Genomic DNA, 25,235 nt, shown 5'->3' with positions numbered 1-25,235 from the left:
CTAGCGGAGCTAAAGATGATTATTGTTCCTGGTCATGCTGGAAAAGACCTGTGCGATCGTCAGTTGGGATACAGTCGTCGAGATGTCCTTCGCGTGGGCGGTTCAGGCCTGCTCGGCATCAGCTTGGGCACACTCTTTCGTTTGCAGTCTGCCTCAGCCAGTGAAAAAACACCAAAAGGTGGAAAGGGCTTCGGCAAAGCGAAAAGTGTGATCATGGTTTACCTTCAGGGTGGTCCCAGTCATATCGATCTTTGGGATCCAAAGGAAAACGTGCCTGACAATGTTCGTAGTCAGTTCAAACCAATTAAGACCAAGCTGCCTGGTACGCAATTCACTGAGATTCTGCCGAAATTAGCCGAGGTGAACGACAAGTTCACGATGATTCGCTCCATGAGCTATACGCCCAATGGATTGTTCAATCATACTGCTGCGATCTACCAGCTCATGACGGGATACACGACTGACAAAGTCAGCCCATCAGGTCAGTTGGAGCCACCCGATCCCAAGGATTTCCCAAACTTCGGTTCAAACATCGCCAAGCTCAGACCGCCTGAAACACCGATGTTGCCTTTCGTCATGCTACCCAGACCTTTGCAGGAATCCAATGTGGTAGGCAAAGGCGGCACAGCAGGCTTCCTGGGTCGTGCCTATGATCCATACACTCTTTATCCCGATGGGGATGACATGGATATGTCCAAGATGGAACGTATTCGTGTGGATGATTTGAAGCTCCGTCCGGAAGTTTTTGCTACTCGTCTGCAACGTCGTGCCAAGTTGCGTGACATCATCAATGCAGGCATGCCAGATGTAGACAAAGCGGTTCAGGAATACAACCTGGGACCATATTACGATAAGGCTTTGAGCCTGGTGTTGTCGGGTAAAGCACGCGATGCCTTCGATCTGAGCCAGGAATCTGCCAAGACCCGGGACAGTTTTGGCAGAAATACCTTCGGTCAAAGCCTGCTGCTCGCACGAAGGCTGGTAGAAGCAGGCACCCGCGTGGTGGAAGTAATCTGGCCCAAGGTTGCCAACTCAGATAACCATTCGTGGGATCATCACGTTGAACTTACTAAACGCATGAAAACACAATCGGGGCCTATGCTGGATGCCGGCTTGTCAGCATTGTTTACAGACCTTGATGAGAGAGGCATGCTTAACGATACCATGGTCGTGGTGATCGGTGAGTTTGGAAGAAGTCCACAGAAGGGCGTCAGCACCAGTGGTAACGGGAACAGCGCTGATGGTCGCGATCACTGGCCATACTGCTACACCGCCATCGTTGCTGGAGCAGGAATCAAGCGAGGCTATGTGCATGGCGAGTCGGACAAGACGGCCAGCAGCCCCAAGAAAGATCCGGTTCACCCCATCGAAATCCTGGCGACGATCTACCATGCGTTCGGTATTGATCCACACACCCTGGTTTACAATCATCTGAACCAGCCTCGGGAACTGGTGCAGGCACAACCTGCCAGTGCGTTGTTTGCTTAAGGAATGATCCATGAAAATGCATCGTCGCATCTTTCTGGTGAAGACAGTCTTCACCAGTGCAGGGGTGTATGCCGTCTACACATCTGGTACATGCAAGGCAGTTGGACCCAATGACCGCATTACTTTGGGCTTCATCGGCGTTGGCATCATGGGTCGTGGCCACCTGTCAGGTTTCCTGGGACAAGTGGATGTGCAGGTGCTGGCCGTTAGCGATGTAGTGAAAGAAAGAAGTGAACATGCAGCAGAAATGGCCTCGAAACGCTATGCTACGCAGAAGCAGCAGGCCAGTTATAAAAGTGTTGAACAGTACCATGATTTTCGTGAGATGCTCGCGCGCAAGGATATTGATGCAGTCGTAATCAGTACGCCGGATCATTGGCATACGATACCTTGTATTCTGGCGGCCCGTGCGGGTAAACATATCTATTGCGAAAAGCCGTTGACCCGTACCATTGGAGAAGGTCGGCGTATCATGGATGAAGTGGCAAAAGCCAATGTAGTTTTTCAGACAGGTAGCCAGCAACGCAGTGAATTTGGCCATCGCTTTCGCAAAGCAGTGCTCATGGTACGCCAGGGACTCTTGGGAAAAATAAAGACTATTCGAATTGGCGTTGGCGATCCGGCAATACCCTGTGATCTTCCAACGCAAGCTGTACCCGATGGAACGGATTGGGATCGATGGGTTGGCCCTGCTGCCATGCGTGGGTACAACGAAATACTTTGTCCCAAGGGTAATCATCAGCATTTCCCCCTGTGGAGAAATTATCGGGAGTATGCGGGTGGCGGGCTGGCAGATATGGGTGCTCATCATTTTGATATCGCACAATGGGCACTCAACATGGATGATTCTGGCCCGGTATCCATCGAGCCACCTGGAACCAGTAACTCGGGTCTGAAATTCACTTATGCTGATGGAACCATCATGATTCACGGCGGACCGAGCGGATGTACCTTCGAAGGTACCGAAGGCACGCTTTACGTGGATCGCGGTGAATTCAAGACAACTCCTGAATCGTTGATGAACGCCAAGATCAATGATGACAGAAAAGAAGTCTATTATTCCACCAATCATCATCGGAATTGGATCGACTCGATCAGGCAGAAAAAACAGTGCATCTGTACTGCTGAGATTGGTCATCGTTCTGCAACAGTCTGCCACCTGGCAAATATTGGTTATCAACTGAGAAAACCGCTCAAATGGGATCCAAAAAGTGAACGCTTTATGAATAACGAGGAAGCACAAGCGTTGGTTAATCCCGCTTATCGGGAAGAATGGAAAACCTTCTAATTCCAATTAGTTCCAGACGAAGTATGATAGTATCAGCCTGTGTACTTCGAGTCTGACATGATTTCCAAACTGGCCAGTGGTTGTTTCCTGGGAACTGTGCTGAGCCGCCGTGCTTACCAAGGCATTGTGCTGACAGAAACCCGTCACCATCAGCGAGACTGGTTGCCGGTGCATGCACATCAGAATGCATACTTCTGCCTGGTGCGTCGCGGGCAGTTTGTGGAGCGATATGGGCAACAGGAACGTCTCTGCAAACCGATGATGCTGACCTTTCATCCGCCTGAAGAACTCCATTCGGAGAAAATTGAGTCACCGGTTTCTTGTTCGTTCAATATCGAGATTGAAACAGGAGTACTGGAACATGCCGGGCAGGCCTGCGCGGTTCCTATGAAATCACAGGAATGTATGGATAAATCCATGGCTCATCTGGCCATGCGGTTGCAGCAAGAATTCAGTCTGCATGATGCAGTTTCACCTCTGGCGGTAGAAGGGCTCACGCTGGAACTGCTGGCAGGGCTTTTGCGCAGTCAGCGGCCCCGCGATACAGTTCCGATTTGGCTGAAGCGCATTCGCGATCTATTGCAGGATCGCTTTCAATCACCACTTTCGCTGGAAGAGTTGGCTATTGAGGCAGGTATCCACCCTGTTTACCTGGTACAGTGTTTTCGGCGGCATTTTCACTGCACCCCTGGGCACTATCAGCGACGATTGCGTGTTGAATGGGCCAGGGACAAGTTGTCGAAATCCACATTGAGCCTTTCTGAAATAGCATTACTGGCTGGATTCGCTGATCAAAGCCATCTCACTCGCTGGTTTAAGCAATTCTTGGGAGTTACCCCGGCACGTTATCGAGCTACCCATCGAGTTTAGTTTTCCAATTTCTGCTTCCAGAAACTACATTTCATTCAAGATTTATCTGTATACCACAGGCAAAATGGTGGAGTGTAGGGTGATTGCTCCAAAACTGGGGATATCGTCATGAATCAGTACATCAAGAGTCTGGTAATTATCTTATTGGCTGTAGCAGGTGTACAGGCTCAGAGCGCATCGAAACCAGAGGCACCATTAACTATTGATGCCAAACAGCGAGAACATGCTGTTGAGGCCATGCTCAAAGAGTTCAACGACAGGTATGTTTTTCCTGATGTTGCTTTAAAGGTAAAAGAAACAATCACAAGCAGAATGAAGAATAAAGACTTCGATAACATTCAGACCGGCCAGGAGTTGGCAGCTGAAATGACCAGGCAAATTCAGGAAATAACAAAAGATAAGCATGTACGTGTATTATGTAGCACTAAGCCTTATCCCAAACAGATCGAACGACGCATGGCTCCTTCTGCTGAGGAATTGAAAAAATACCGGGAGGAAATGCGAATCAACAACGCTGGCTTCGAGAAGGTTGAACGACTGACCGGTAACATCGGCTATATCAAGTTGAATGGATTCATGGATCCGGAAGCTGGCCGCGAGCCGTTAACTGCAGCTATGACCTTTTTGAAAAATACGGATGCACTGATTCTTGACCTGAGACAAAATGGCGGGGGTACACCGTTGATGGTTCGCGATCTCTGTAGCTATTTCTTTGGGGAAACACCCATACTCCTTAACCAGATGTACTTTCGAAAAGACAATCGCAAGGAAGAGTTCTGGACCAACAAGGAAGTACCAGGCCCACGCTATCTCAATAAGGATGTCTACATCCTTACCAGTGCATTTACTTTTTCAGGTGCAGAAGAGTGTGCTTACAATTTTCAGACACAGAAACGAGCAACACTGGTTGGTGAAATCACTGGTGGCGGCGCTCATCCCGGTGGCATGGTTCCAGTAGCAAACCATTATTCGATTTTCATCCCTACTGGCCGTGCCATCAACCCCATCACCAATACCAACTGGGAAGGTGTTGGTGTGAAGCCTGACATCGAAGTGGATGCTGATAAAGCACTGGAAACGGCACATGCCCACGCCATCAAAACGTTGCTCAAATCTTCGGACAGTAAAATCCGGGAACGGGTACAACAGGATGTCGATTCAGCAGCCAATCGCAGTAAACGGATCGCGGAACGCAGGCAAGCCAATCTGAAGGATCGACAGGCCAAAACGAAGCAATAACCAAGGGTATTCATGATGCATTGGCACTCCATTGGTTGTGTTTTGTTACTGATCTGCATGGAGCCTGTTTTTGGACAGGCTTCGCGCACTGCTTTGTCGAAAGAAACATTTGCTATTACCAATGTTAATCTGATCTCGATGACGAACGATCAGATCCAACCGAAAACAACAATACTGATTCGAGAAGGTAGAATTGCCGAGTTAGGAACAAATATCACCATACCGGATGGTACTCGCATTATTATTGATGGATCGGGAAAATTCCTGATTCCCGGTTTGGCAGATATGCACGTCCACCTCTACTCCGATGATGTTGCTCCCAAGAGCAAGGCGCCGGATGAACTGGGCGTGATCGTGGCAAACGGTGTAACTACAGTCAGAATGATGATCGGTACGCCCGATCATTTACAACTGCGTCGTTCGATTCAGGAAGGTAAAGTGCTTGGGCCGCAGATGTGGATTGCCAGTCCACAGTTCACAGGTCGTAAAGACACCAATGCGAAAGTAGTTACAACCCCCTTGGAAGCTCAGAACGCAGTCAAGGAATGTGCTGATGCAGGATACGATTTCATCAAATTAACATTGTTTATAACACCTGAAGTGTTTGAAGGTATTTCCAGTGAAGGTGCCAGGCAGGGGATTCGACTGGTCGGGCATGTTGATCCACGCGTAGGTGTGGTGAAGTCGCTGGCTGCTGGGCAACATATCGAGCATCTTGATAATTACCTTGAATCGATTCTGAAGGATGATGCGCCGATGAAAGAATCGGTATCTGATCGCGGCGTATTCCGTCCCAAAAACTGGGAGAGCATTGACTACATAGACGACAAGAAAATCAAAATACTGGCGAAAGCCACTGCAGATTCCCGTACCTGGACGTGTCCAACTTTGACGATATTCAAGAAAGCATTTGCTCAAGGACAATCGCTGGAGGAAATACGTTCACGACCCGATTGGCTGCTGCAGCCTCAGAAACATCGTGATATGTATCTAGCGGCTCATGAACGCTACTGGAAAAACCCACCCAGTGAAGCACGTCGTAAACGCTGGGTGGAAGTAAGAAACCAGCTAGTCAAAGAGATAGCAGCAGCTGGCGGAAAAATCGTTGCTGGTTCTGATACTCCTGAGTGGTTTTTTGGATATGGATTTACTCTTCATCGAGAATTGGAAAGTCTGGTGAATGCAGGTTTGACGCCATATCAGGCGTTGTCCGCAGCAACGTGCAATGCTGCTGAATTTCTCCATGCCAAAACGGAGTGGGGAACCATTGAAAAGGGCAAGCGTGCTGATCTGGTTCTTCTTTCTGCCAACCCGCTGGATAACATTCGAAACACTACGCAGATCGAGGGTGTTTCAATTGGTGGGAACTGGCTTGATAAAGACAAGCTGAAGGACATGATTCAAACCGCGTCTCGTTGAGATGCAGATAATTTCATTTTGCGGCTGTAATTCATCGGCCAAATAGGGTAGGGTACTGTTACTACCAGTACTCATGCTCCGAATTGCCGTGTGGAATTGCATATGCTCACGGGACTTGGTTTAGCTCATCCATACTTGTCACGCAGAACTTTTCTAACTGCCTGTGCTGGTGCAATCGCTACTAGTGCAGGTGCGAACAGTGCATCTCGTGCATCAGCCAAGTCGACTATCTTGATCTGGTTGAGTGGTGGAGCTTCGCACATTGATACCTGGGATATGAAGCCCTCTGCCCCGGCTGAATATCGAGGTGTGTTCAAGCCGATCTCGACAAGTGCCCCTGAGATTCAACTGTGTGAACATCTGCCTTTGCTGGCGAGGCAGGCCCATCATCTGGCAATCATCAAATCGCTGGGGCACGATGGACACGGTACCGGCGATCATCATGCAGGATACTATTACAATTTGACAGGTCATCCACCGGATGAGACATTCAGGCAGCAGGGCAATAATCGAAAACCGTATCCCACCGACTGGCCATTTGTTGGCTCAGTAGTTGCTGCAAAAAGGCCCACCCATGCACAACTTCCTTCACTCATAGCTTTACCGCAGAAACCGGGATTCCCTGAATACACTCGTCCAGGGCAATTCTCTGCACGCCTTGGCTATGAGTATGATCCCTTTTACCTGCTGGGCAAACTCGAAAAACCGATGGATTTTGTAGCTCCAACACTTTCGCTCCACGGAGCAATTAGCGGAGACAGATTGCAGGATCGCAAATCATTACTATCGGCACTCGATACTGCATCGCGGACACTTGAATCTTCTGTTGGCTATACGCGGATGCAGCACAAGGCATTTTCATTGCTGACTGCATCCCCAACCAAGAGTGCGTTTGATCTCTCGCAGGAATCAACTTCGACACTGGAACGTTATGGGAAGACACTCAACGGGACGAGCATGCTGATGGCCAGACGCCTGGTGGAAGCGGGTGTGCCTTTTGTTGCAGTTTACTGGATGGAAGATCTCAAACTGAATGACCTGTGTAAAAGTGGTGGTGGCTGGGATACGCATGGCAACAATTTCGGTTGCTTGAAGGATCATCTTCTGCCTGAATTTGATCGTTGCTTTAGCGCTCTGCTGGCCGACATGCATGAACGGGGTTTGCTCGCGCAAACACTTGTACAGGTAAACAGTGAAATGGGCAGGCAACCCCGCATTGGCGATCAACGTTCGGGAGGAATTTATGGTGGCGGACGGGATCACTGGACCAACTGCATGAGTGTTCTTCTGGCCGGTGGCGGCGTTCGGGGCGGGCAAAGTTATGGCCAGTCAGACAGAGTAGCTGCTTATCCGTACGAGAAGAAACTAACACCCAGCGATATTGCTCATACAGTCTATCATGCCATGGGCATAGAGAACCTTGAATGGACTGATCGGGAAGGTCGCCCGATGCAGTTGTTGCCTGACGGCAAACCGTTGACGGAACTATTCTAATCTCAAGAGTTGATATGAAATCCATCATAATCTGGTGTTTGAGTGTTTGTTGCCTGGTTGTGTTGCCGGCAAATGAACATGTCAGCGGAGGCCCACGCTCCGTTGATCCGAGGCTGGAAGTCAGGTTATTTGCGCAGCAACCTGATATTGTGCATCCAGTAGCGCTGACCTTTGATCATCAAAACAGGTTGCTGGTAATTGAAAGCCATACCCATTTCAGACCGGCCAACTATGTCGGCCCAAAGCATGACCGGATTCGAGTTCTGGAAGACACCGATGGTGATGGGAGAGCCGACAAATTCACCACATTCTTCGAAGGTACCTCTGCGAGTATGGACATCGCGGTACATCCCGATGGTTCAGTATACCTCGCTACACGCAAAGAAATTCTCCGGTTGCGAGATACGGATGGCGATGGGAAGGCTGATGCTCAGGAACGTGTGATGTTTCTCGAAACACGAGGTGATTACCCTCATAACGGTCTGTCGGGATTGGCGTTCGATCCAGATGGAAACCTGTACTTTGGAATGGGAGAAAATCTTGGTGCGAACTATCGCTTGATCGGCAGCGATGGCGTCGTTCATGCTGACGGTGGTGAGGGCGGCAATATCTTCTGGTGCACTAAAGACGGGAAAAAACTCAGACGAGTTGCAACGGGCTTTTGGAATCCATTTGGCATTCATGTTGATTCGTTTGGCAGGATACTGGCTATCGATAATGACCCGGATTCGACGCCTCCCTGCCGATTATTGCATGTTGTTGAAGGTGGTGACTACGGCTATCAATTTCGCTACGGCAGATCGGGAAAACATCCGTTTCAGGCATGGAATGGACAACTGCCAGGCACATTGCCAATGATCGCAGGAACCGGTGAAGCACCCTGCGAGATTATTCGTTATGAGCATTCAGCGTTGCCTGCGGAATACTATGGTTCATATCTGGTGACCAGCTGGGCGGATCATCGTCTGGAACGATACGACCTCAAGCCTCAAGGAGCTTCATACTCAGCTGATCAGAAAATTGTTGTTCTGGGCAGCGGTGATTTTCGTCCTACCGGACTTGCAGTTGCACCCGATGGATCGCTATTCATGGGAGATTGGGTCAAATCTGACTATACCCTGCATGGCAAAGGTGCGATCTGGCAGGTTAGACCTGTAAAGCCCCTTAGTTATGAACAGAAATCAGTTAACGAATTACAGCAATTGGATTTGCAGAAAAATCGTGAGCTAGTTGAAGCCCAGAAAGTGAGAAAGAAACGGCAGAATGGGCAATCGGTTTCCGAATATCTCAACAAACTGCAATCACCGTATGTCATCCTGGAAGCGATACCCTCATTGAATCGGCAGGATGATTTACCTGTGTTGTTGGAATTCTTGACACACTCTGATCCATTTATGCAGCAGGCCGCCCGGCAACATTTAGCGAAGACTCCAGAACTGTTGGATAAAATTCAACAAAGCAAACTGAATTCAACAACCAGATTGGCGGTGCTGTTAGCACAACAAGCATCGAATCTCAGCCGCTTTCACAAGAACCTTCCTGATTTTCTGCACGATTCCGATGAGGAAATTCAGTTCCAAGCTTTGAAATGGATTTCAGATAAAGCACTGAAGGAATATGAACCACAGGTTCAGCAAAAGATGTCGCAGCCTTCACGAACCAGTCGCTTATCCTTGGCTTTGGCGACTACGCTCTCCAGGCTGCAGGGTAAGGAAGTGACTGAATCACAGCTTGCCGATCATCTGTTTGAAATCCTGAAACGTCCGGAATCATCGCCTGATCAAAAGCTGCAGGCTCTCAGGCTGATTCCACCTTCGCATCCACCCTTGTCTATCGCGTTTCTCGAACAACTCATTAATAGTTCTGACAACAGTATGAAGCACGAGATTGCCTTGACTCTCTGTCTGCATCCCAGCAAGGACAGAAATGCAGTGCTTAAAAGAATTGCTAAAAATACAGAATATTCATCCGAAGTCCGAGCTTGGGCATCACAGGGGTTACTCGAACAAACAACATTAACTCAAACAGTAGAAAACAAGAACCTGCCAGGCGATACTGATATCGATGCCTGGCAAAAGCTTATTGGTTCTGGTGGAAACCATGAAGCAGGCTGGCAAGTTTTTTACCATCCACAAAAGGCAGGCTGTTTCCGTTGTCATTCCGTCAATGGACGAGGCAGTGTATCTGGGCCAGATTTGTCAACCATTGGACGTATGGAACCAAAAAGAATTCTGGAATCATTGCTGCAACCCAGTGCCACCGTAGCGCCACATTTTCAAAACTGGACGCTGTCCATGCATGATGGCAGAACATTACACGGAATGCTCATCCGTACTTATCTGGATGAGTACACCTATCTGGATCAACAGGGAAAAACATTTACTGTTAAAACCCATGACATTGCAGAAACGAAGGCATCCAGTCAATCATTGATGCCTCAAGGGTTGTTGCGACAGTTATCAACCAAAGACGCACGCGACTTGTTTGCCTTTCTGATTTCCTGCAAATAGGTCATTTCGGTTCAGGCCATTTCAAATGTCGATGCAGGAACTCGAAAGTTCCCTGGCCATGAATGGTATGAGGCCCATCAAAAAACTCAATGGCTGTGCGATCTGGAATTTTCAGGTCAGCGTAATGTCTTCGCACTTTGGCATACTCGTAAGCCACCTGTTCATCGGGAGCCACGCCATCCCGATGACCACGTTCAACCATAAATGGGCGAGGTGCGATGAGCGCAGCCATTTCCGCGTAGTTAAAAGTGTGCCCCAAGTTCCACTCCACCATCTCCCATTCGTTGGTAGTCATATACGTGTAGCGATTGTCGTTTGAAATATTCTTCCAGATCCATTCATTGAAATCAGCAGAGCAAATCGAAAGACAGTATCGAGGCACCAGGGCAGGGACCCGCATAGCTGTTTTTCCGCCATAGGAAAGGCCATAAAAGCCAATGCGATCAGGATCGACCATGCTTAATCTGGCGAGCCATTCGGTGATCTGCCGATGTTGTGCAACGATGAAGGAGAACAGGGATAATCCCAGTGGGTTGGCTTTGCGTTGCAGCAAGCGGAATCGATCATTAAACAGGTATGGGTTCTGTGGTGCAAAAACAATAAACCCTCTTTCCGCCAGCCTGCATGCATAGCGATGATAGGCGGGGTGATCAATTTTGGGATCAGCCAAATCAGCAGGTCTTCCTTCCAATCCATGTTGACAAACGACAACAGGTCTTCGCTCGCCAGGTTTGATGTTTCGAGGCACCAACAGCCAGCCGTAGGCTATGAGGTCAGGGGCGATGACATCCATTTCCACTTCGTACGTTACATAGCCAGGCTGTTCGTTAATCAATCGACTTCTAGCTTTGTTCGCTGAGAGTGGCAGATCAATCTTGCCGATCACCTCATGTTCGAATTGTTGCCGAAATGGAGCAACAGAAGCCAGGTAGTTGTCCAGACTGGAAGGATTCAATTTAGCCCAGAAATGTTTGTCACGATAAGGTTCACTCTTGCGACGCAGCTCCTGTATATGATTGGATAGACTTTCAACCTGTCGTTTCATGCGTTCAGAAGAATCAGGTAATGCTGCTGTCGGAGTGATAACCTGCTCCTTGCTGACCTGAAATGGCTGACCAGTCAGAGCCTGGAAAAATCGAGAATGTATTGTTGCCCCCGATTGTTCATCAAGCTGTATAGCCGTTGAATATTTCAATCGAAACGGTTCCAGGCGTTTCCATTCCGCCTTGTGCTGGGTTGTTTCCAGCTTACCTGGGGCTGCTCCGCTTCTTCCACTGCGCACAGCAGGTGGTCCGTTGACCTTCGGGGGATTCTGAATGCCCAGGAGCAGTTGTCGTGGTGGAAATAGCTGAGCTATTTCAGCATCGCCAAACTCTGTCAGTTGCCTCCAGACATTGCGATAGATGGGTTCCTGCCAGAGATTCTCCCGTACGCCAAAATAGCCATCGACTGCAGTTACTTTGATGCGTGTATCGATAGCTCCTGTATGAAATGCGATCAACCCGCCTTCAGCGTAACCTATTACACCCAGGGGTCGCGATGCGGTCGACGTTGATTGGAACCAATCAATCCCAGCTTGCACTTTCAGGATTTCGTATCCAATGATATGCCTGCCCACTTCATATGCCTGCCTGTAGATCCACTCGCGGTGGGGCTGATTGGTCATACGGATTCCCGGTATGCCTGAGTAAGTATCAGCACGATCAATTAACACAGGGATGAGCACTCTGCAGCCTTGTTCAGCCAGTATGCGGGCAGTCTGCTGGTGAAGAGGTAAACCGGGAACCAGCCCGATGAGTTGTTCCGGAGTTTGATCTGCATCAGGCAATACGACGACATCTGCGACACACTTACCGGTAGGCAACAAAAGTAGTCCTTCAGCCTCGACATTGCCAAATGCACGCCAGCGGACGTTTAACACCTGGTAATAGTCATTGCGTCCCAGCAGCGAGGAAATGGTGGGCCACTTGGGAAAACCTGTATTCGATTTTTCGGGTTTCTCTTCCACAACCCCCAGGATACTTTTCAATCTTTGCCTGTTGGGTTCAACTGATTTGATGAGCGTTTCCAGGGAATCGTTATCCCGTTTCCAGAGTGATGCTCGTCTGGAAATAGACTCCTGTGTCAAACGATCCAGCATGCGATCGATGCCTGTCACCATCTTGTCTGCAAAATCAAAGGAAGGAGGTGCCTGCATGGGTGCGGTGTTTGGTAATTCCTGCGCAGGCTTATCGTTAGGTTGCTGCAGGTAGGCAAACAGGTGACGGATTTGCTGATCATCCAGTGGATCGAGAATGCCCTCCGGCATAAGCGACTGACGACTTGCTGAGAGTGAATCAATACGGTCGCGAGTAAGCTGAATCGTATTTGCCTGGGCATCAAGCAGTTTGATTTCCTGGGTAGTTTCTTCAGTGATTAACCCAGTCAGAGTTCGGCCATCGGTCGTGACAACAGTGTACGCAGAGTATTCTGGACGTATGACCAGATGAGGATCAATAATGTGGGTTGCCAGGAATTCCCGATTCGATCGATCCGCGCCGGTTAAATCAGGTCCGACTTTTCCCCCTTCGCCAAAAAGTTGATGACAGGTTGCACAATGCTGGGTGAACAATGCTTTTCCCATGTCAGGTGTACCCTGCCCCTGGTTCAGCATGTGCACAATGCTGCGGATGCGAGCCTGCTTATCCCCACTCGTAACAGGTTTTACGCTTCCCCAATATTTGGTGATAATTCGATCTACCGTTACATTCTGGTAGCGTCGCATCTGCTGAACTTGATCGAGTTGAATCTCCTTGCTGGAAATTTGCTGATGTTCAATTGCTTCGCACAAGGATACTGAGGTTGCAGGCCTTGAAATCAGCAGACTGATGATATTCCTGCGTACTGTTGATGAACAGTTGGTGTATTGCCTGATGAGAAACTGAATGTTATCTGCAGTAGGCACAAGGGCTACAGCTTCCAGCAACACCAGCCGATACGGGTCCGTTTTTGCGGATGAGAAAAGTTTCTGCAAATCCAGCACAGGTGCAATGCGGGATTGTTTGATCAAACATTGCAGTAGCAGAGCCTTTTCACTTTCATTGGTATTCTCTTCGATCAATTTTCCATGCGCCCATCGTATTGCGGAAGGTTCACCAGCCAGCAGTTGGATACGAAGTACAGCATTATCGGCAGGCAATCGCTTAAGCGCACGTTGCAAATCTGCAGGCATATTCTTCAATGGTTTAGCTGACAGTTCAGTTTCCATACCCGTTAGAACACTGTTTAACCAGCTATTCGGGGCTGCATGCGATGAACAATACTCCAGCAACCTGGCCTGACTCAGGTAACCAGCCTGAGTTTCAGCACTCATAAAACGACGGCTGATACGTTCCAGAAGGAACCTTTTCAGTTCAGTATTTGGTGTTGTTGAGTCTTTCTGAACTCCGAACAGACTACAATCAAATTGCAGGATCGATTGCGAAAGGATTTCTTCGATAGCCCACCATAATAGCAGTGGGCCAAGGCTATCATCGTTCCAGTGCTTATTATTCAATAATGATTGGAGCAGCGAAATACATACTGCCTTCTCCGTTTTCGATTGCACCAGACGACGGAGAGTAGATGCAAGTTGCGACAATACCAGGGGACTAGTTTCAATCTCGGCAACAGTTGCCAGGGTGGGTAACACGGGAATCCACTGCTGCATACCTTCTGGAGTGGCATGATCAGTTATCATGCGAATGACCCAGCAGCGAACTTCACCTCGAGGATGAGACAAGAGTTTTGCTGTCAGTGATATGTCAAGCCCCTTACAACCATAGAGTGCCCATAAGGTATCCAGTGAAAAATCTGCGTAATGGCTGGTCAATGATTCCTTGAGTTGTCTTCTGATTTCAGTGTCTTGTTTTTCAATTAACAATCGCCGAGCTTCGGATCGTTGCCAGCTATTTGGATGATTGAGCAAGGCAATGAGTTCTGTAGCAGAAGCATTGGTTAGATCGATTATTGCAGGTTTGGTTTGCGAATCCTGTGATGACACGAGTTTGTAGATTCTTCCGTTAGATTTGTCCCAGTTATCAATAGGATCAACATGGTTGGCGCGCTTGTCGTGCCAATCGCACACGTATACCGCACCATCAGGCCCTGTGAGCAAATCTATGGGTCGAAACCAGGTATCGTTACCGTGAAGCAGCGTTCCCTCATGTTTCATACTGAATGTGCTGCCATTGCGCTGAAAGCTGTACCAAAAGAGATTGTGATCGAGCAGATTGCAGCCCAGATACATGTTTTTGAACCTGCCAGGCAGCAGATTCCCCTGATAGACAATTCCGCCACAGGTTACATGTCCGCCACGAAATCCCTCGCAGGGCATATGCTCGAAGTAGCCATACGCATGAGGATGATGCAAGGGACCATGTTTGGAGAAACCTTTTACATAGTATCCACCTTGAACCATGTGGAGCGCAGCGACATTGGACCAGTTGGTGCCCGCAATCAATTGACCGTTACGGTCAAAATCCAGGCCCCAGGTGTTGCCTCCACCTTCAGCAAACAGTTCGAACTGTCGCGTTCGCGGATGATAACGCCAGATTCCTTGCTGGAATTCGAATACTTTTCCTGTTAATGGATCAGCAATACGGGCAGTAACTGTGCTGCCTTGCGCACCGTACAGCCAGCCATCGGGACCAAATATCAGAGAGTTACCTACTGCATGAGCATCTTCGATACCGAATCCTTTCAACAGCACTTCAGGATTACCATCCGGTATGTCATCCTTGTTTCGATCTGGATAAAAGAGCAGGTAAGGCGCTTGGAGTACGTAAGCACCTTCGTTGCCAAGTGCTAATCCACTTGCCAGATTGAGTCCGGTCACGAATTCTTTGGCTTGCTGAAAGCGTCCCTTTTTGTCCGGATCAAACAGAATAGTAACGCGATCTAGTCCGCGTGGGCCGTGAGGCGGTGGTTCTGGAACACGGTCATATCGGGTTCTCAGATACTGATCGACTTCAACTGGCTTTAAGCCAGCAGGAGCAGGGTACTGCAGATATTGAATTACCCAGAGCCTGCCTTGCGAATCGAACGTCATCGTGACAGGTTGCCTGATCAGTGGTTCTGCTGCAACCAATTGAACTTTCAAACCATCAGCAGGCCTCATCCGCTGCAGGGATTCAGCAGGTGAAAGCCCCTGTGCATATACAACGGTAGATAAAAGCAAAAAATGAAGCAGGAAGGCTACACGATACATCTATGAAAAGTCCTGGGAGGGACTGTAGCATACTCGTTTCCCCAACAGGATGCATCAGTTATTCAATCATTTGTTGTACGAGAGGTGGAAGACATCACATCAAGGAATCTGTTGTAACAGGCCTTTGATTTCAGCGGTTGCCTTCCAGAATTCACCCAGGGTTTGAACATAGTTTAATCGTGCTTGTGCCAGTGTTCGCTGGGCATCGAGCAGTGCGGTGTAATCATACTTGGCATCGCCACTTTCAAAAGCGGCTTTGGTCAGTCGGAGTGCTTCCTTGGCTTGCGGAATCAGGTCTTTCTCAAACTTTCCGGCCTGTTCTCTGGCAGTTACATATCTTTGATAAGCTTGTATGGTGCGCTCATTCAATTTGAGTCTCGTATTCTCCAGTTCATGAATGCGTCGAAGATGTTCAGCTTCTGCTGATTGAATGTTACCCTGGTTTTTGTTCCAGATGGGCAATTTCATACCTACTTCGAACGAAACCTGTCCAACACTTTCGGTGTAATCGTAGAGAGGCTGCACCTGTAGATCCAGGTTTGGCACATTCTCCAATCTGGCTCGCGATAACAGTTTCTCAGCTTCTGCGACGCTTGCCTGCAATTGTTTGATTTCGGAGTGATTCTCAGCAATTTGGCGTTGAAGTGAATTTAGATCGTATTGAGGCTTCGTACTTTCCAGATTGCCTTCAACAGGAACCAGAGCTACGCCTGTCAGTCCCATCGCGTTGATCAACAGTGGCCAGGCTGCTTCCAGTCGTTTCCTGGCAGCAATTAAACGATTCTTGTTTGATTCCAGTTCAACTCGTGCCCGCAATACATCAGGCAGACTGCCTCGTCCTGCCTGTTCAATCTTTCGTGATGCTTCCAGGTTTTCTTCAGCGATCTTGACGATGGCTTCGTTTTCGCTGACTTCCCGCTGAGCGGTGAGCACTTCATAAAAGGCGCTGCGAACTTTTGCTTCCAAATTAAATCGTGTGGTGATGGCTTGCCACTGCGTAGCAGTCATCGCATCCATCGCAGCGGATTGCGCAACCTGAAGTTTTCCGCCTGTGACGAGTTCCTGTGAAATGAACGGTCCCTGCTGGCCACCGGGTGCTCCCCGGCTGCCAACTTGGTCGCCTCGATAGCCAACCAATGGATTGGGATAGAGTCCCGCTTGTACTACTTGCCCTTGTGCAGATTGAATCAGGCTGGAAACTGCTGCCAATTCAGGGTGCTTTTGCAGCGCAATCCCCAGGGATTGGTCTAGCGTTAGTGGTGATGGTATCGCTATTTCTTCTACAGGTAGATTGGCAGAACGCGTTTCAATCGGCCCAAGCAGTTCTACCGGTGGAGGCGGAACAGATAACTCATGCGTGGTTGATGAGGACACGCATCCTGCTGACAGGCATGCAATGCCTATCAATGGAGTTCGCCATCTTCGCCAAATGCCACATCTTCTCACTGTCATGCTGCTCCCCCGCATCTTTATCGACGTTCAGGGAGAATATGCTTCATTTGAAACATCACCCGTACAGGTTTCAACGTTTGACATACTCTTCGGGTGGTTTTACCGCATTCGGTTCTTCCTTGGCTAATTTGACGAATTCATCGACGCAGGGTGGGCAGCAGAATTCATACTTCTTTCCCGCGATGATCCACGTGCAATCAGGATTGGCCTTGGTAAGTGTGACCGGGCAGATCTTGTCACCGGGTTTAGGTCTAATGTCATGGTTTGCCTTGAAGTTTTTGAACTTTTCAGAACCTATCGTATTGCCATTTGCCTTGATATCTTCTGAAGTGTAGACACCGGCAGCAGTCAGATAGAGTTTGCGTTCTTCTGCCATGTCATCCTGCCCAGCGGGCATGGTTGCATCCTTAGCGTGACTATCTCCTTCATGAGGTTTAATGGTAGTTTGAAACGCAAGATGATAACGCTCGTTTCCCAGCTTAAGCGCCGGTATTGTAACTTCCAGTTCCTGATTGACTAATTCAGTGGGTATGTCTCCAGCGAAGCGGGAGGTGTATCCTTTAGTGTCGCTTGCCAGCGGATCGGGTTTCAATTCAAATGTCGTGAATTCCTTATCGCCAATTTTTCGGACATAAGCAGTAATCTGATGAGATTCTGTTTCTACTATTTTGCTGAGGTCTTTTCCGAACAGAAACAAATGAACGGAACCGCCCTTATGCATGATGGCTTCTGCGTAGTATCTGCCTTGTGCAAATGCTACATGCACGCCACCGGGATGTTGTTCAAGTAAATGTCCTGTTTTCTTCTTATCGTGTTCATGATCGTGTTTGTCTTCAAAATCACCCGTGTAATGAAGTCCATCCACTGTGCCGCTGACATTGCCTTTGAGTTCCGCATCTTTGCCGAGAACATCATGCGTTCCGACGAAGGCAATGCCTTTGGCATCTGTCCTGGCCGGATCATGTTTCAATTCAAGTGATACCGGTGGGGTAACACTGGTAATGGTCAGCATGACCTTGGTGATCTTTGCTGGCTCTACCTTGGGTGCCTTTTTCGCTGAGGTATCGAGCACATAGATCACTGCAGTTTTGGTTTTGTGATCTACCGTGAACTCAGCATGAAACTCATGCTCACCCCATTCCACCAGGCTGCCACCGTGTGGTCCTTCTTCAGGATGATCATGGTCGTGATCATGTTTGTCTTTGGTCTTGGCTGCCGAGGCAGGTTTCGAAGCCTGTTCAGACTTCTGGCAACCAACAGGCAGAATGAATGCTGCTACCAAGGCCGCGCATCTGAAAGTGTATTTAAGTAACGGCATGATCGTCTCCTTTCGTAGCTTGAACATGCTTATCCAATTCCGATTCCATCTCATGAGCAATGCGTTCAGCGTCTTTGCCACTGAAACGCAAGAACAATCCGGGGTGTAACAGATATTCGCAGAGTGTGGAAGTGATCAATCCGCCCAGAATGACCGTTGCAACAGGGTATAGAATCTCCCGTCCTGGCTTTTGTCCTTCTACTACCAATGGCAACAGGCCTATACCAGCAGTCAATGCGGTCATCAATACCGGTGCAAGTCTTTCCAGGCTGCCTCGCAGGATCATCGCTTCCGAGAAAGATTCCTTCTCATATTTCATCAAATGGAAGTAATGTGATACCAGCAAAATGCCATTCCGTGCAGCGATTCCGCCCAGAGAAATAAAACCTACCAGGCTGGCTACGGTCAGTGTCTGGCCAGTGAGCGCCAAGGCGATCACTCCACCAATAAATGCCGCGGGCAGAGCATTGAGAATTTGCAGTACTACACGAGCTGATGGGTACAACATGTACAGAACCAGGAACATGCCAACCAGGCTTACACCTGCTAACACTGCGATTAACTGAGTGGCTCGCTGCTGGCTTTCAAATTGCCCTGCATACTCGACAAAATATCCTGCAGGCCAGTTACTGCCGGCTTGCAGAACCGTTATTCGTTCACGAATATCATTCACAACACCTGCCAGATCTCGGCCCAGGGCATTGCTCCGTATGACAATTCGCCTTCTGGCATTCTCACGGTTAATGGTGTTTGGTCCGGCACCAGCCTCAATCACTGCTAGTTCGTAGAGAGGCACTTGCCCACGACCACCTGGCAATTCCATTCGCAGTTTGCCGATATTCTCTGGCTGGTTGCGGATTGCTTCTTCCATCCAGACTACGATGTCAAATCGTCGTTGCCCTTCCAGCACCTGGCTTAAGGCTTCACCTCGAAGAGCTGTGCTGATGAACTCAGCGACCGTGGCTCGATCAAGTCCATAATAAGTTAGTTGTTCCGGTTTCAACCGAATATGAACTTCATTGATTTGCTTCTGGGCTTCGATAGCCAGTGATGACACTCCTGGTACGTCACTGATGCCTGCTTTGATTCTCTCGGCAAGTCGCCGAAGTTCGTCGAGATCATCGCCATACACTTTGATGGCAATTTGAGCAGTAACTCCTGAAAGCATGTGACTGATCAAATGTGCGAGAGGTTGTTCCACCTCGACCTGCACTCCAGGCAAGCCGTCTTTTAAATCGTCCAGAATGCTTTTGATCAACTCCTCTCGTTGTTGATGCACATGCTGATTCATGGTCAGAATGTACTCAGTACTGCTGACTGGTTCTGCATGCTCGTCCAACTCAGCACGACCGGTTCTGCGAGTAAAGCTGACAATGGGACCATCGGGTTGAGATGCTGACTTCTGCATCTTTCGAAACATCGCATCAGCAACTTTGCCAATACTGGTGGAATCCTGCAGTGAGGAACCTGGCGGCAGGGAGAGATTGACTTGCACACTGCCTTCGTCAAACGGTGGCAGGAAATCAGCTCCTAGATGTGTAAGGATGTAGGCTGAAAAGCCTACCAGTATCCATGTCACGATGAGTAAGGTGCCTGCCAATCGCATGCTGAAGCGAATGACATAACCAGCAAGCCATTTCAGCAATCGCAACAAAGGGCTATCATGTTCCCGATGAGTGGATTTGGTCCTGCTGAGCAGGTAATACGATAGAACGGGTGTAACAGTTAGTGAAACAATCAGTGATGATAAAATAGATACGATGTAGGCAACACCTAACGGGGTGAACAGCCTGCCTTCAATTCCTGATAACGCAAACAAGGGAATAAAGACCATAATCACCATGGCTGTTCCGTAAACGATGGCGCTTCTGATTTCCACGCTTGCCTCGTAAATCACTTTCAAAACGGGTCTTGGTTGTTCGAGACTCGAATTCTCCTTTAAGCGTCTGAAAATGTTCTCGACATCGACAATGGAATCATCCACCAACTCACCCAGAGCAACAGCGATTCCCCCCAGTGTCATGACGTTGATGCTTAACGGCGTGCCTGTCAGCCAGCTGATGAGTTTGAACGACAGACCGGTCATGACCAGAGACAATGGTATGGCAGTCAGAGAAATGAATGTGGTTCGAACGTTGAGCAGGAAAAGAAAGAGAATGATCAGTACCAGGCCGGCTCCAATCACCAGCGCTTCCGCTACATTGTAAATGCCTGTATCGATGAAAGTCTTCAACTGAAAAAGGCCTGTATTAATTTCGATGCTTTTGGAGAGGCTGGGTTCCAGATCTTTCAACGCAGATTTAATCTCATCGGTCAATCGTCGCGTATCAACATGGGGCTGCTTGGTTATCGTCAAAATAACGGCGTCTTTTCCATTAACACTGGCATCACCGCGCTTGAGTTGCGGTGCTTCCACTATTTTGGCGACATGCCGAATTTGAACGGAACGTCCGCCTGCAAATCTGATGGGAATGCTACTCAGTTCGTCGATGACGCGTTCAGGCTGAGGTCCGAGTCGCCCTAGTACCCGAATGCTTTGTTCTCCTTCTGAATTGATGAGGTATCCACCACTGGCATTCAGATTGTTGTTACGAACCGCTTCTTCAATTTCCTTCAGTGTGACAGACTGCTCTACCATTAATTGTGGATCGATCAAAATCTGATACTGTTTGCGCCCGCCACCCATAACGACCACCTGAGCCACACCCGGAATCTTCAGTAGTCGTGGTCGTATGATCCAATCTGCAATGCTTCGCAATTCCATGGATTGCTTAACATCGGTCTGGTCGTTTCGCCTCACCAGTCCAAGATGCATGATCTGTCCCATGATGGAACTGATGGGGGACATTTGCGGTTTGATGCCGACAGGCAGAGAATCAGCAGCAGTGCTGAGGCGCTCCTGAACCGTCTGTCGGGCCAGATAGATATTGGTGTTCCAGTCGAACTCGGCATATACGACAGATAGTCCCATCGCAGATTGACTGCGAACAGCCTGAACACCAGTTGCACCCAGCAAGGCGGATTCGAGAGGAAAGCTGATCAGCGTTTCTACTTCTTCCGGAGCAAGACCCGGCGCTTCTGTCATGATGGTGACACGAGGTCGGTCCAGATCGGGGAAAACATCAATAGGTAGAGTCGCTGTCACATAACTGCCGTAGAGAAAGGCAGCCAGGCTGAGGAAAACGATCAGCAGGCGATATTTCAATGCAAACCGTATCAGTGCATTCACGGTCATGTTCTCCTAGTGGGAATGACCATGATGGTCGTGGCCATGGCCACCAGAATCGCCTTCAGCCTGTGCTTTCAAGGCGCGGTTCAATTGCACAGCGGCATTCATGGCGATGATATTTCCTGCAGTAACACTGCCATCGTTGGCGAGCACTGCATGATCCTGATCAAGGTAGCGGACATAAACCGGCTTCCGTTCCAGCAGGTTTCCATTTTGCCTGAAGACATAAGCTTCCGGCCCTTCATGAACTACCGCTTCGCGAGGAATGACGAATACTTGATCATGTTTCTCAATGGGAACGCCTAGTCTGACTCGCTGACCGGGGCGATACCGCCAGACGCGACGAATAGCGCCGCCAGCTTCCCTGATCTCCCGCAGGGGGTTCTCAACTGGTAGATAGAAGGAAAGCATGCGTGTGGCTGCATCAACATGGTTCGCGATAAAGCGTATTGAAAGTGTCGTGGGAGTAGCTGGCCATTCGGAAGCATTTTCCAGCAGCACCATTTGAATCGGCCAATTCTCGCGGGCAGCACGGTGGAGAAGAGCTGATTCCTGTTCAAATGCTTTGCCTTCGACATCCAAAGCCTGGTGGTTGGCAAGATAGCCCAGTACTTGACCGGCTTGAACAAGTTCACCCAGTTGTACTTTCAATTCTTCCATTTCATAAATCAGTTTGTCGTCATTCTCCTTGCGGGGCACACGCACAACAAATTCAGAAAGAAACTTACCGGCGATAACCTGGTTAATGTCTTCCAGCGTCAGGCCACGCGTCAGCAGGTCCTGACGATAAGTATCCAGTGCTGCCAGCAATCTTCGTTCTTCGTAACCCAGATCGAGCAGCTTGCCTTTGAATAGCGATTGACTGTCAGAAACGCCTTTCAACCGCTGCTGCTCATCAGCATTGATCTGAAGATCGCGGGAGGTCTTATAGAGTTGTGCCTGGGTGTTTTGCAGATAATCGCTGACAAGCCTTAAGTGAAAAAGTTCATCGCCGGGGCGCACTAACTGGCCGGGCAACACTTGAATTTTGGTCACAATACCAGCAAGCGTAGTTGAGATGCCTCGATTGCTGAGGCCAGGCCGTTCAATGATGGTGCCGGGCATCTGCGTGGTTCGCCAGTAAGTGGTCAGTTGCAGAGCAGCCGTTTTTAGCTGCAGGTTGGCTTTTGCCTGATTACTGAGCTTCAGCCGATCTGGACTGGCGTGATCGTCGTGTGCTTCTTCCGGTGCCTTTTGGCCAGCTTGTTCTCGAAGGATCCAGCTTTTCCAGGTATCGCGTGTGATCCACCCACCAATGAGGATACCTGCAATTACAGTAAGAGAAATCAGCCAGCGTAATACTGACATCAATGATTGCATGACAGTTCTCAGCAAGAACTTGAAAAATGGTGTAGTCAAACAGATTAGATCACATCAACCATGCGTGAAAAGGTGCAGGATTGTGCAGAAGGAGATGGACTAACAGCGCAGGTTGTTCGAAATGCAAAGTAAATTATCTGTGCTGAAATGCAGATACTTCTGGTGCAAGCAGATTGAAATGCTACAGGATGCAAAATTACCTGTAAGTGAAGAATAATCCAGTGACCATTCGCTTGGATGTGAATAGTGTTGGGTAATATCTGATGATGGTAGTAGCATCGCAGTCGAGGAATAATGCTGTTTGCATGGGCAAAATGGTGCAGGTAAATGAGGCTGTTTTTGCCCTGGTTCGTGCTGGTTTTGTTGGCAACAGGAATGGTGGCTATCTTCGTCTGCGACTAATGCAGTCTCTTCTTTTGTATCGTGTGACCTTGCTGCGACAGTACAACAGCACAATCCCGGCCCCAAAATAGCCGAAAATATCAAATACCAGGCTATGAAATACTTAAACATCTTCATTCCGATCAATGGCAAATTATAACCGCGTCTCGAAAACAGACAATGCCAGTCTGACGACTCGTTTCGAAGCAAAACATTGAATCCGAACCTGGAATTCGTGTACTTTTCCAGGCCAGCGGGGTACAAACACTACTGTAGAAATCTGATTCCAGAGAACGATCATGAATGTGAAGAGAAAAACATCCAGTCGACATTCCGCTCAAACCAAAGTTAAAGTCGCCGCCAGTTCTCAGTCTGCGGCAGAGAGTCGATCGGCAGAAGCCCAGGTGACTAAACTGATCGGCCAGTACGCGCCTGCGCATTTCAAACTCATCACTGCCATCCGACGGTCGCTGCGAAAGCGACTACCCACGGCCCATGAAGTGGTGTACGAATATCGCAACCAAGGTGCCGTGGTCATCAGCTTTTCGCCAAGCGGGCAGGGTTACGAGGGCGTTCTTGCAGTCCGGGCGGATGCAGACGGCTTGAAACTCTACTTCACTCAAGGCAGGCAATTGCCCGATCCTGAGAAACTGTTACAGGGATCCGCCAACGCCCGCTGGATTCTCGTGGAGGGCACATCCACGCTCACGCGCCCCGGGGTCACAAGCCTGATCGACCAGGCCATCGCCTGCAATAAAGTGCCGTTCGCCAACCTGGGCCGAGGATCGGTGGTCATACGTTCGGCATCATCCAAGTAGCGTCAATCAAAAATGGTAAGGTTAAGCATTGGGACAAAGAAATTATATTGACAACTATCAATATAGACCGTAATCTATCTATATGAATCAACTTGACCAAGCTTTTGCCGCCCTGGCGGATCCCACCCGACGAGGAATCGTGCTACATCTGGCCCGTGGTGGAGAGGCTTCGGTCACAGAACTGGTCGACCGTTTCACGTTGACGCAGCCCACGATTTCGTCGCACCTCAAGGTGCTGGAATCGGCCGGGCTGATTTCGCGTAGTCGACTGGCCCAGTTGCGGCCGTGCAAACTGGTACCGGAGCGGCTGAAGGCCGTCACCGACTGGCTGGAGCAGGTGCAGGAACTCATGGAAGGCAACTACAAGCAACTCGATGCGTTGCTGGCAGAGTTAAAACAACAAGACAAACAGGAGAGAAAAAAATGAAACCTGCTGAAGTGAGTACGCCGTCAGATCGCGAAGTACTGGTGAAACGATGCTTTGATGCACCGGTCAATCTGGTGTGGCAGGCGTATACGGATCCTGCGTTGATGCGCTGTTGGCTGACGGCTATGCCCGGATGGACGATGCCCGTGTGCGAGATGACGACGCAGGTGGGGGGGAAGTATCGCTGGCGCTGGCGAGATAGCGATACTGGCCAGGAGTTTGGGTTCATGGGGGAGATGCTGGAGGTCGCGTTGCATGCGAAGATCGTGCATACGCAACACTACGACCCGGGCGACTGCGACTTTGGATCGATGGGAGGCGAGCCGTCGATTATCACGGTCACGTTCAACGAGACCAATGGGATCACGCACGTGACAACCTCGATCAAGTATGCTTCTAGGGCGGACCGCGATGCGGCGATGTCAACCGGTATGACGGAGGGAATGGAGATGAGCTACCAGGCGCTGGATGGCGTGCTGGCGGGTTAGTTCTCACGGGTGCCACGTTTGGTCGTACTCGACCTGAATATGGTGAAATCTTGAAAAGCCCTCGTGCAACTGGTAGCCCGGAACGCGAGAGCTTTTTGCGTCATGCAACGTAAGTCCTTAATTGTCCGTGCCGTTTGAGTGCTGTAAGGACAAGTTTGGCTTGCACAAAACGATGGACGCGTCGGTGGCCGCGTACCCAGGCGGGGAGGCAGGTTAGTCCGCCTCCCC

Annotated in this window: 15 protein-coding genes; 10 read left to right on the top strand and 5 right to left on the bottom strand. The window is 49.3% G+C overall.

Annotated elements, in window-relative coordinates; genetic code table 11:
- Positions 1-15: 15 nt before the first annotated feature.
- From JNJ77_02990 to JNJ77_02960, 7 genes are all read left to right on the top strand, one after another.
- A complete protein-coding gene (locus JNJ77_02990) occupies positions 16-1,488 on the top strand; it encodes a DUF1501 domain-containing protein (GenBank protein MBL8821526.1) in 1,473 nt (490 codons plus the stop codon).
- A gap of 10 nt (positions 1,489-1,498) precedes the next feature.
- Positions 1,499-2,776 (top strand): Gfo/Idh/MocA family oxidoreductase, encoded by a 1,278-nt coding sequence (locus JNJ77_02985; GenBank protein ID MBL8821525.1) that lies wholly within the window; start codon positions 1,499-1,501, stop codon positions 2,774-2,776.
- A gap of 57 nt (positions 2,777-2,833) precedes the next feature.
- On the top strand, positions 2,834-3,646 hold the full coding sequence (locus JNJ77_02980; protein MBL8821524.1) for a helix-turn-helix transcriptional regulator: 813 nt from the start codon (positions 2,834-2,836) through the stop codon (positions 3,644-3,646).
- Between the two features lie 108 nt (positions 3,647-3,754).
- A complete protein-coding gene (locus JNJ77_02975; GenBank protein ID MBL8821523.1) occupies positions 3,755-4,885 on the top strand; it encodes a S41 family peptidase in 1,131 nt (376 codons plus the stop codon).
- Between the two features lie 12 nt (positions 4,886-4,897).
- Positions 4,898-6,304: an amidohydrolase family protein gene (locus JNJ77_02970; protein ID MBL8821522.1), complete on the top strand. Its 1,407-nt coding sequence runs from the start codon at positions 4,898-4,900 to the stop codon at positions 6,302-6,304.
- A gap of 102 nt (positions 6,305-6,406) precedes the next feature.
- Positions 6,407-7,798 carry a DUF1501 domain-containing protein gene (locus tag JNJ77_02965; GenBank protein MBL8821521.1) on the top strand — a complete coding sequence of 464 codons (1,392 nt, stop codon included), beginning with the start codon at positions 6,407-6,409 and terminating at the stop codon, positions 7,796-7,798.
- Positions 7,799-7,812: 14 nt separating this feature from the next.
- On the top strand, positions 7,813-10,308 hold the full coding sequence (locus JNJ77_02960; GenBank protein ID MBL8821520.1) for a c-type cytochrome: 2,496 nt from the start codon (positions 7,813-7,815) through the stop codon (positions 10,306-10,308).
- Between the two features lies 1 nt (position 10,309).
- Here the strand turns inward: JNJ77_02960 and JNJ77_02955 are convergent, their stop codons facing one another.
- The 5 genes from JNJ77_02955 to JNJ77_02935 form a co-directional block, all read right to left on the bottom strand.
- Entirely contained in the window at positions 10,310-15,535 is a 5,226-nt protein-coding gene (locus JNJ77_02955) for a c-type cytochrome (GenBank protein MBL8821519.1), read from the bottom strand.
- A 99-nt stretch (positions 15,536-15,634) separates the two neighbouring features.
- Positions 15,635-16,909 carry a TolC family protein gene (locus JNJ77_02950; GenBank protein ID MBL8821518.1) on the bottom strand — a complete coding sequence of 425 codons (1,275 nt, stop codon included), beginning with the start codon at positions 16,907-16,909 and terminating at the stop codon, positions 15,635-15,637.
- Between the two features lie 148 nt (positions 16,910-17,057).
- Positions 17,058-18,305, bottom strand: coding sequence for a hypothetical protein (locus tag JNJ77_02945; GenBank protein ID MBL8821517.1), 1,248 nt, complete (start codon positions 18,303-18,305; stop codon positions 17,058-17,060).
- A complete protein-coding gene (locus tag JNJ77_02940) occupies positions 18,292-21,540 on the bottom strand; it encodes an efflux RND transporter permease subunit (GenBank protein MBL8821516.1) in 3,249 nt (1,082 codons plus the stop codon). Before JNJ77_02940 ends, JNJ77_02945 begins: the two co-directional genes overlap by 14 nt.
- Positions 21,541-21,546: 6 nt before the next feature.
- Positions 21,547-22,893: an efflux RND transporter periplasmic adaptor subunit gene (locus JNJ77_02935; protein MBL8821515.1), complete on the bottom strand. Its 1,347-nt coding sequence runs from the start codon at positions 22,891-22,893 to the stop codon at positions 21,547-21,549.
- A gap of 680 nt (positions 22,894-23,573) precedes the next feature.
- Here JNJ77_02935 and JNJ77_02930 point away from each other — a divergent pair.
- From JNJ77_02930 to JNJ77_02920, 3 genes are all read left to right on the top strand, one after another.
- The gene (locus tag JNJ77_02930) at positions 23,574-24,092 is read left to right on the top strand and encodes a hypothetical protein (protein ID MBL8821514.1); all 519 of its coding nucleotides are present in this window, start codon (positions 23,574-23,576) and stop codon (positions 24,090-24,092) included.
- Between the two features lie 82 nt (positions 24,093-24,174).
- The gene (locus JNJ77_02925; protein ID MBL8821513.1) at positions 24,175-24,519 is read left to right on the top strand and encodes a helix-turn-helix transcriptional regulator; all 345 of its coding nucleotides are present in this window, start codon (positions 24,175-24,177) and stop codon (positions 24,517-24,519) included.
- Positions 24,516-25,007 (top strand): SRPBCC domain-containing protein, encoded by a 492-nt coding sequence (locus tag JNJ77_02920; protein ID MBL8821512.1) that lies wholly within the window; start codon positions 24,516-24,518, stop codon positions 25,005-25,007. The genes JNJ77_02925 and JNJ77_02920 overlap by 4 nt, the downstream gene beginning before the upstream one ends.
- Positions 25,008-25,235: the final 228 nt, after the last annotated feature.

The organism is Planctomycetia bacterium, assembly GCA_016795155.1.
Classification (GTDB): domain Bacteria; phylum Planctomycetota; class Planctomycetia; order Gemmatales; family HRBIN36; genus JAEUIE01.
This window is presented reverse-complemented; position numbering and strand designations above follow the sequence as displayed.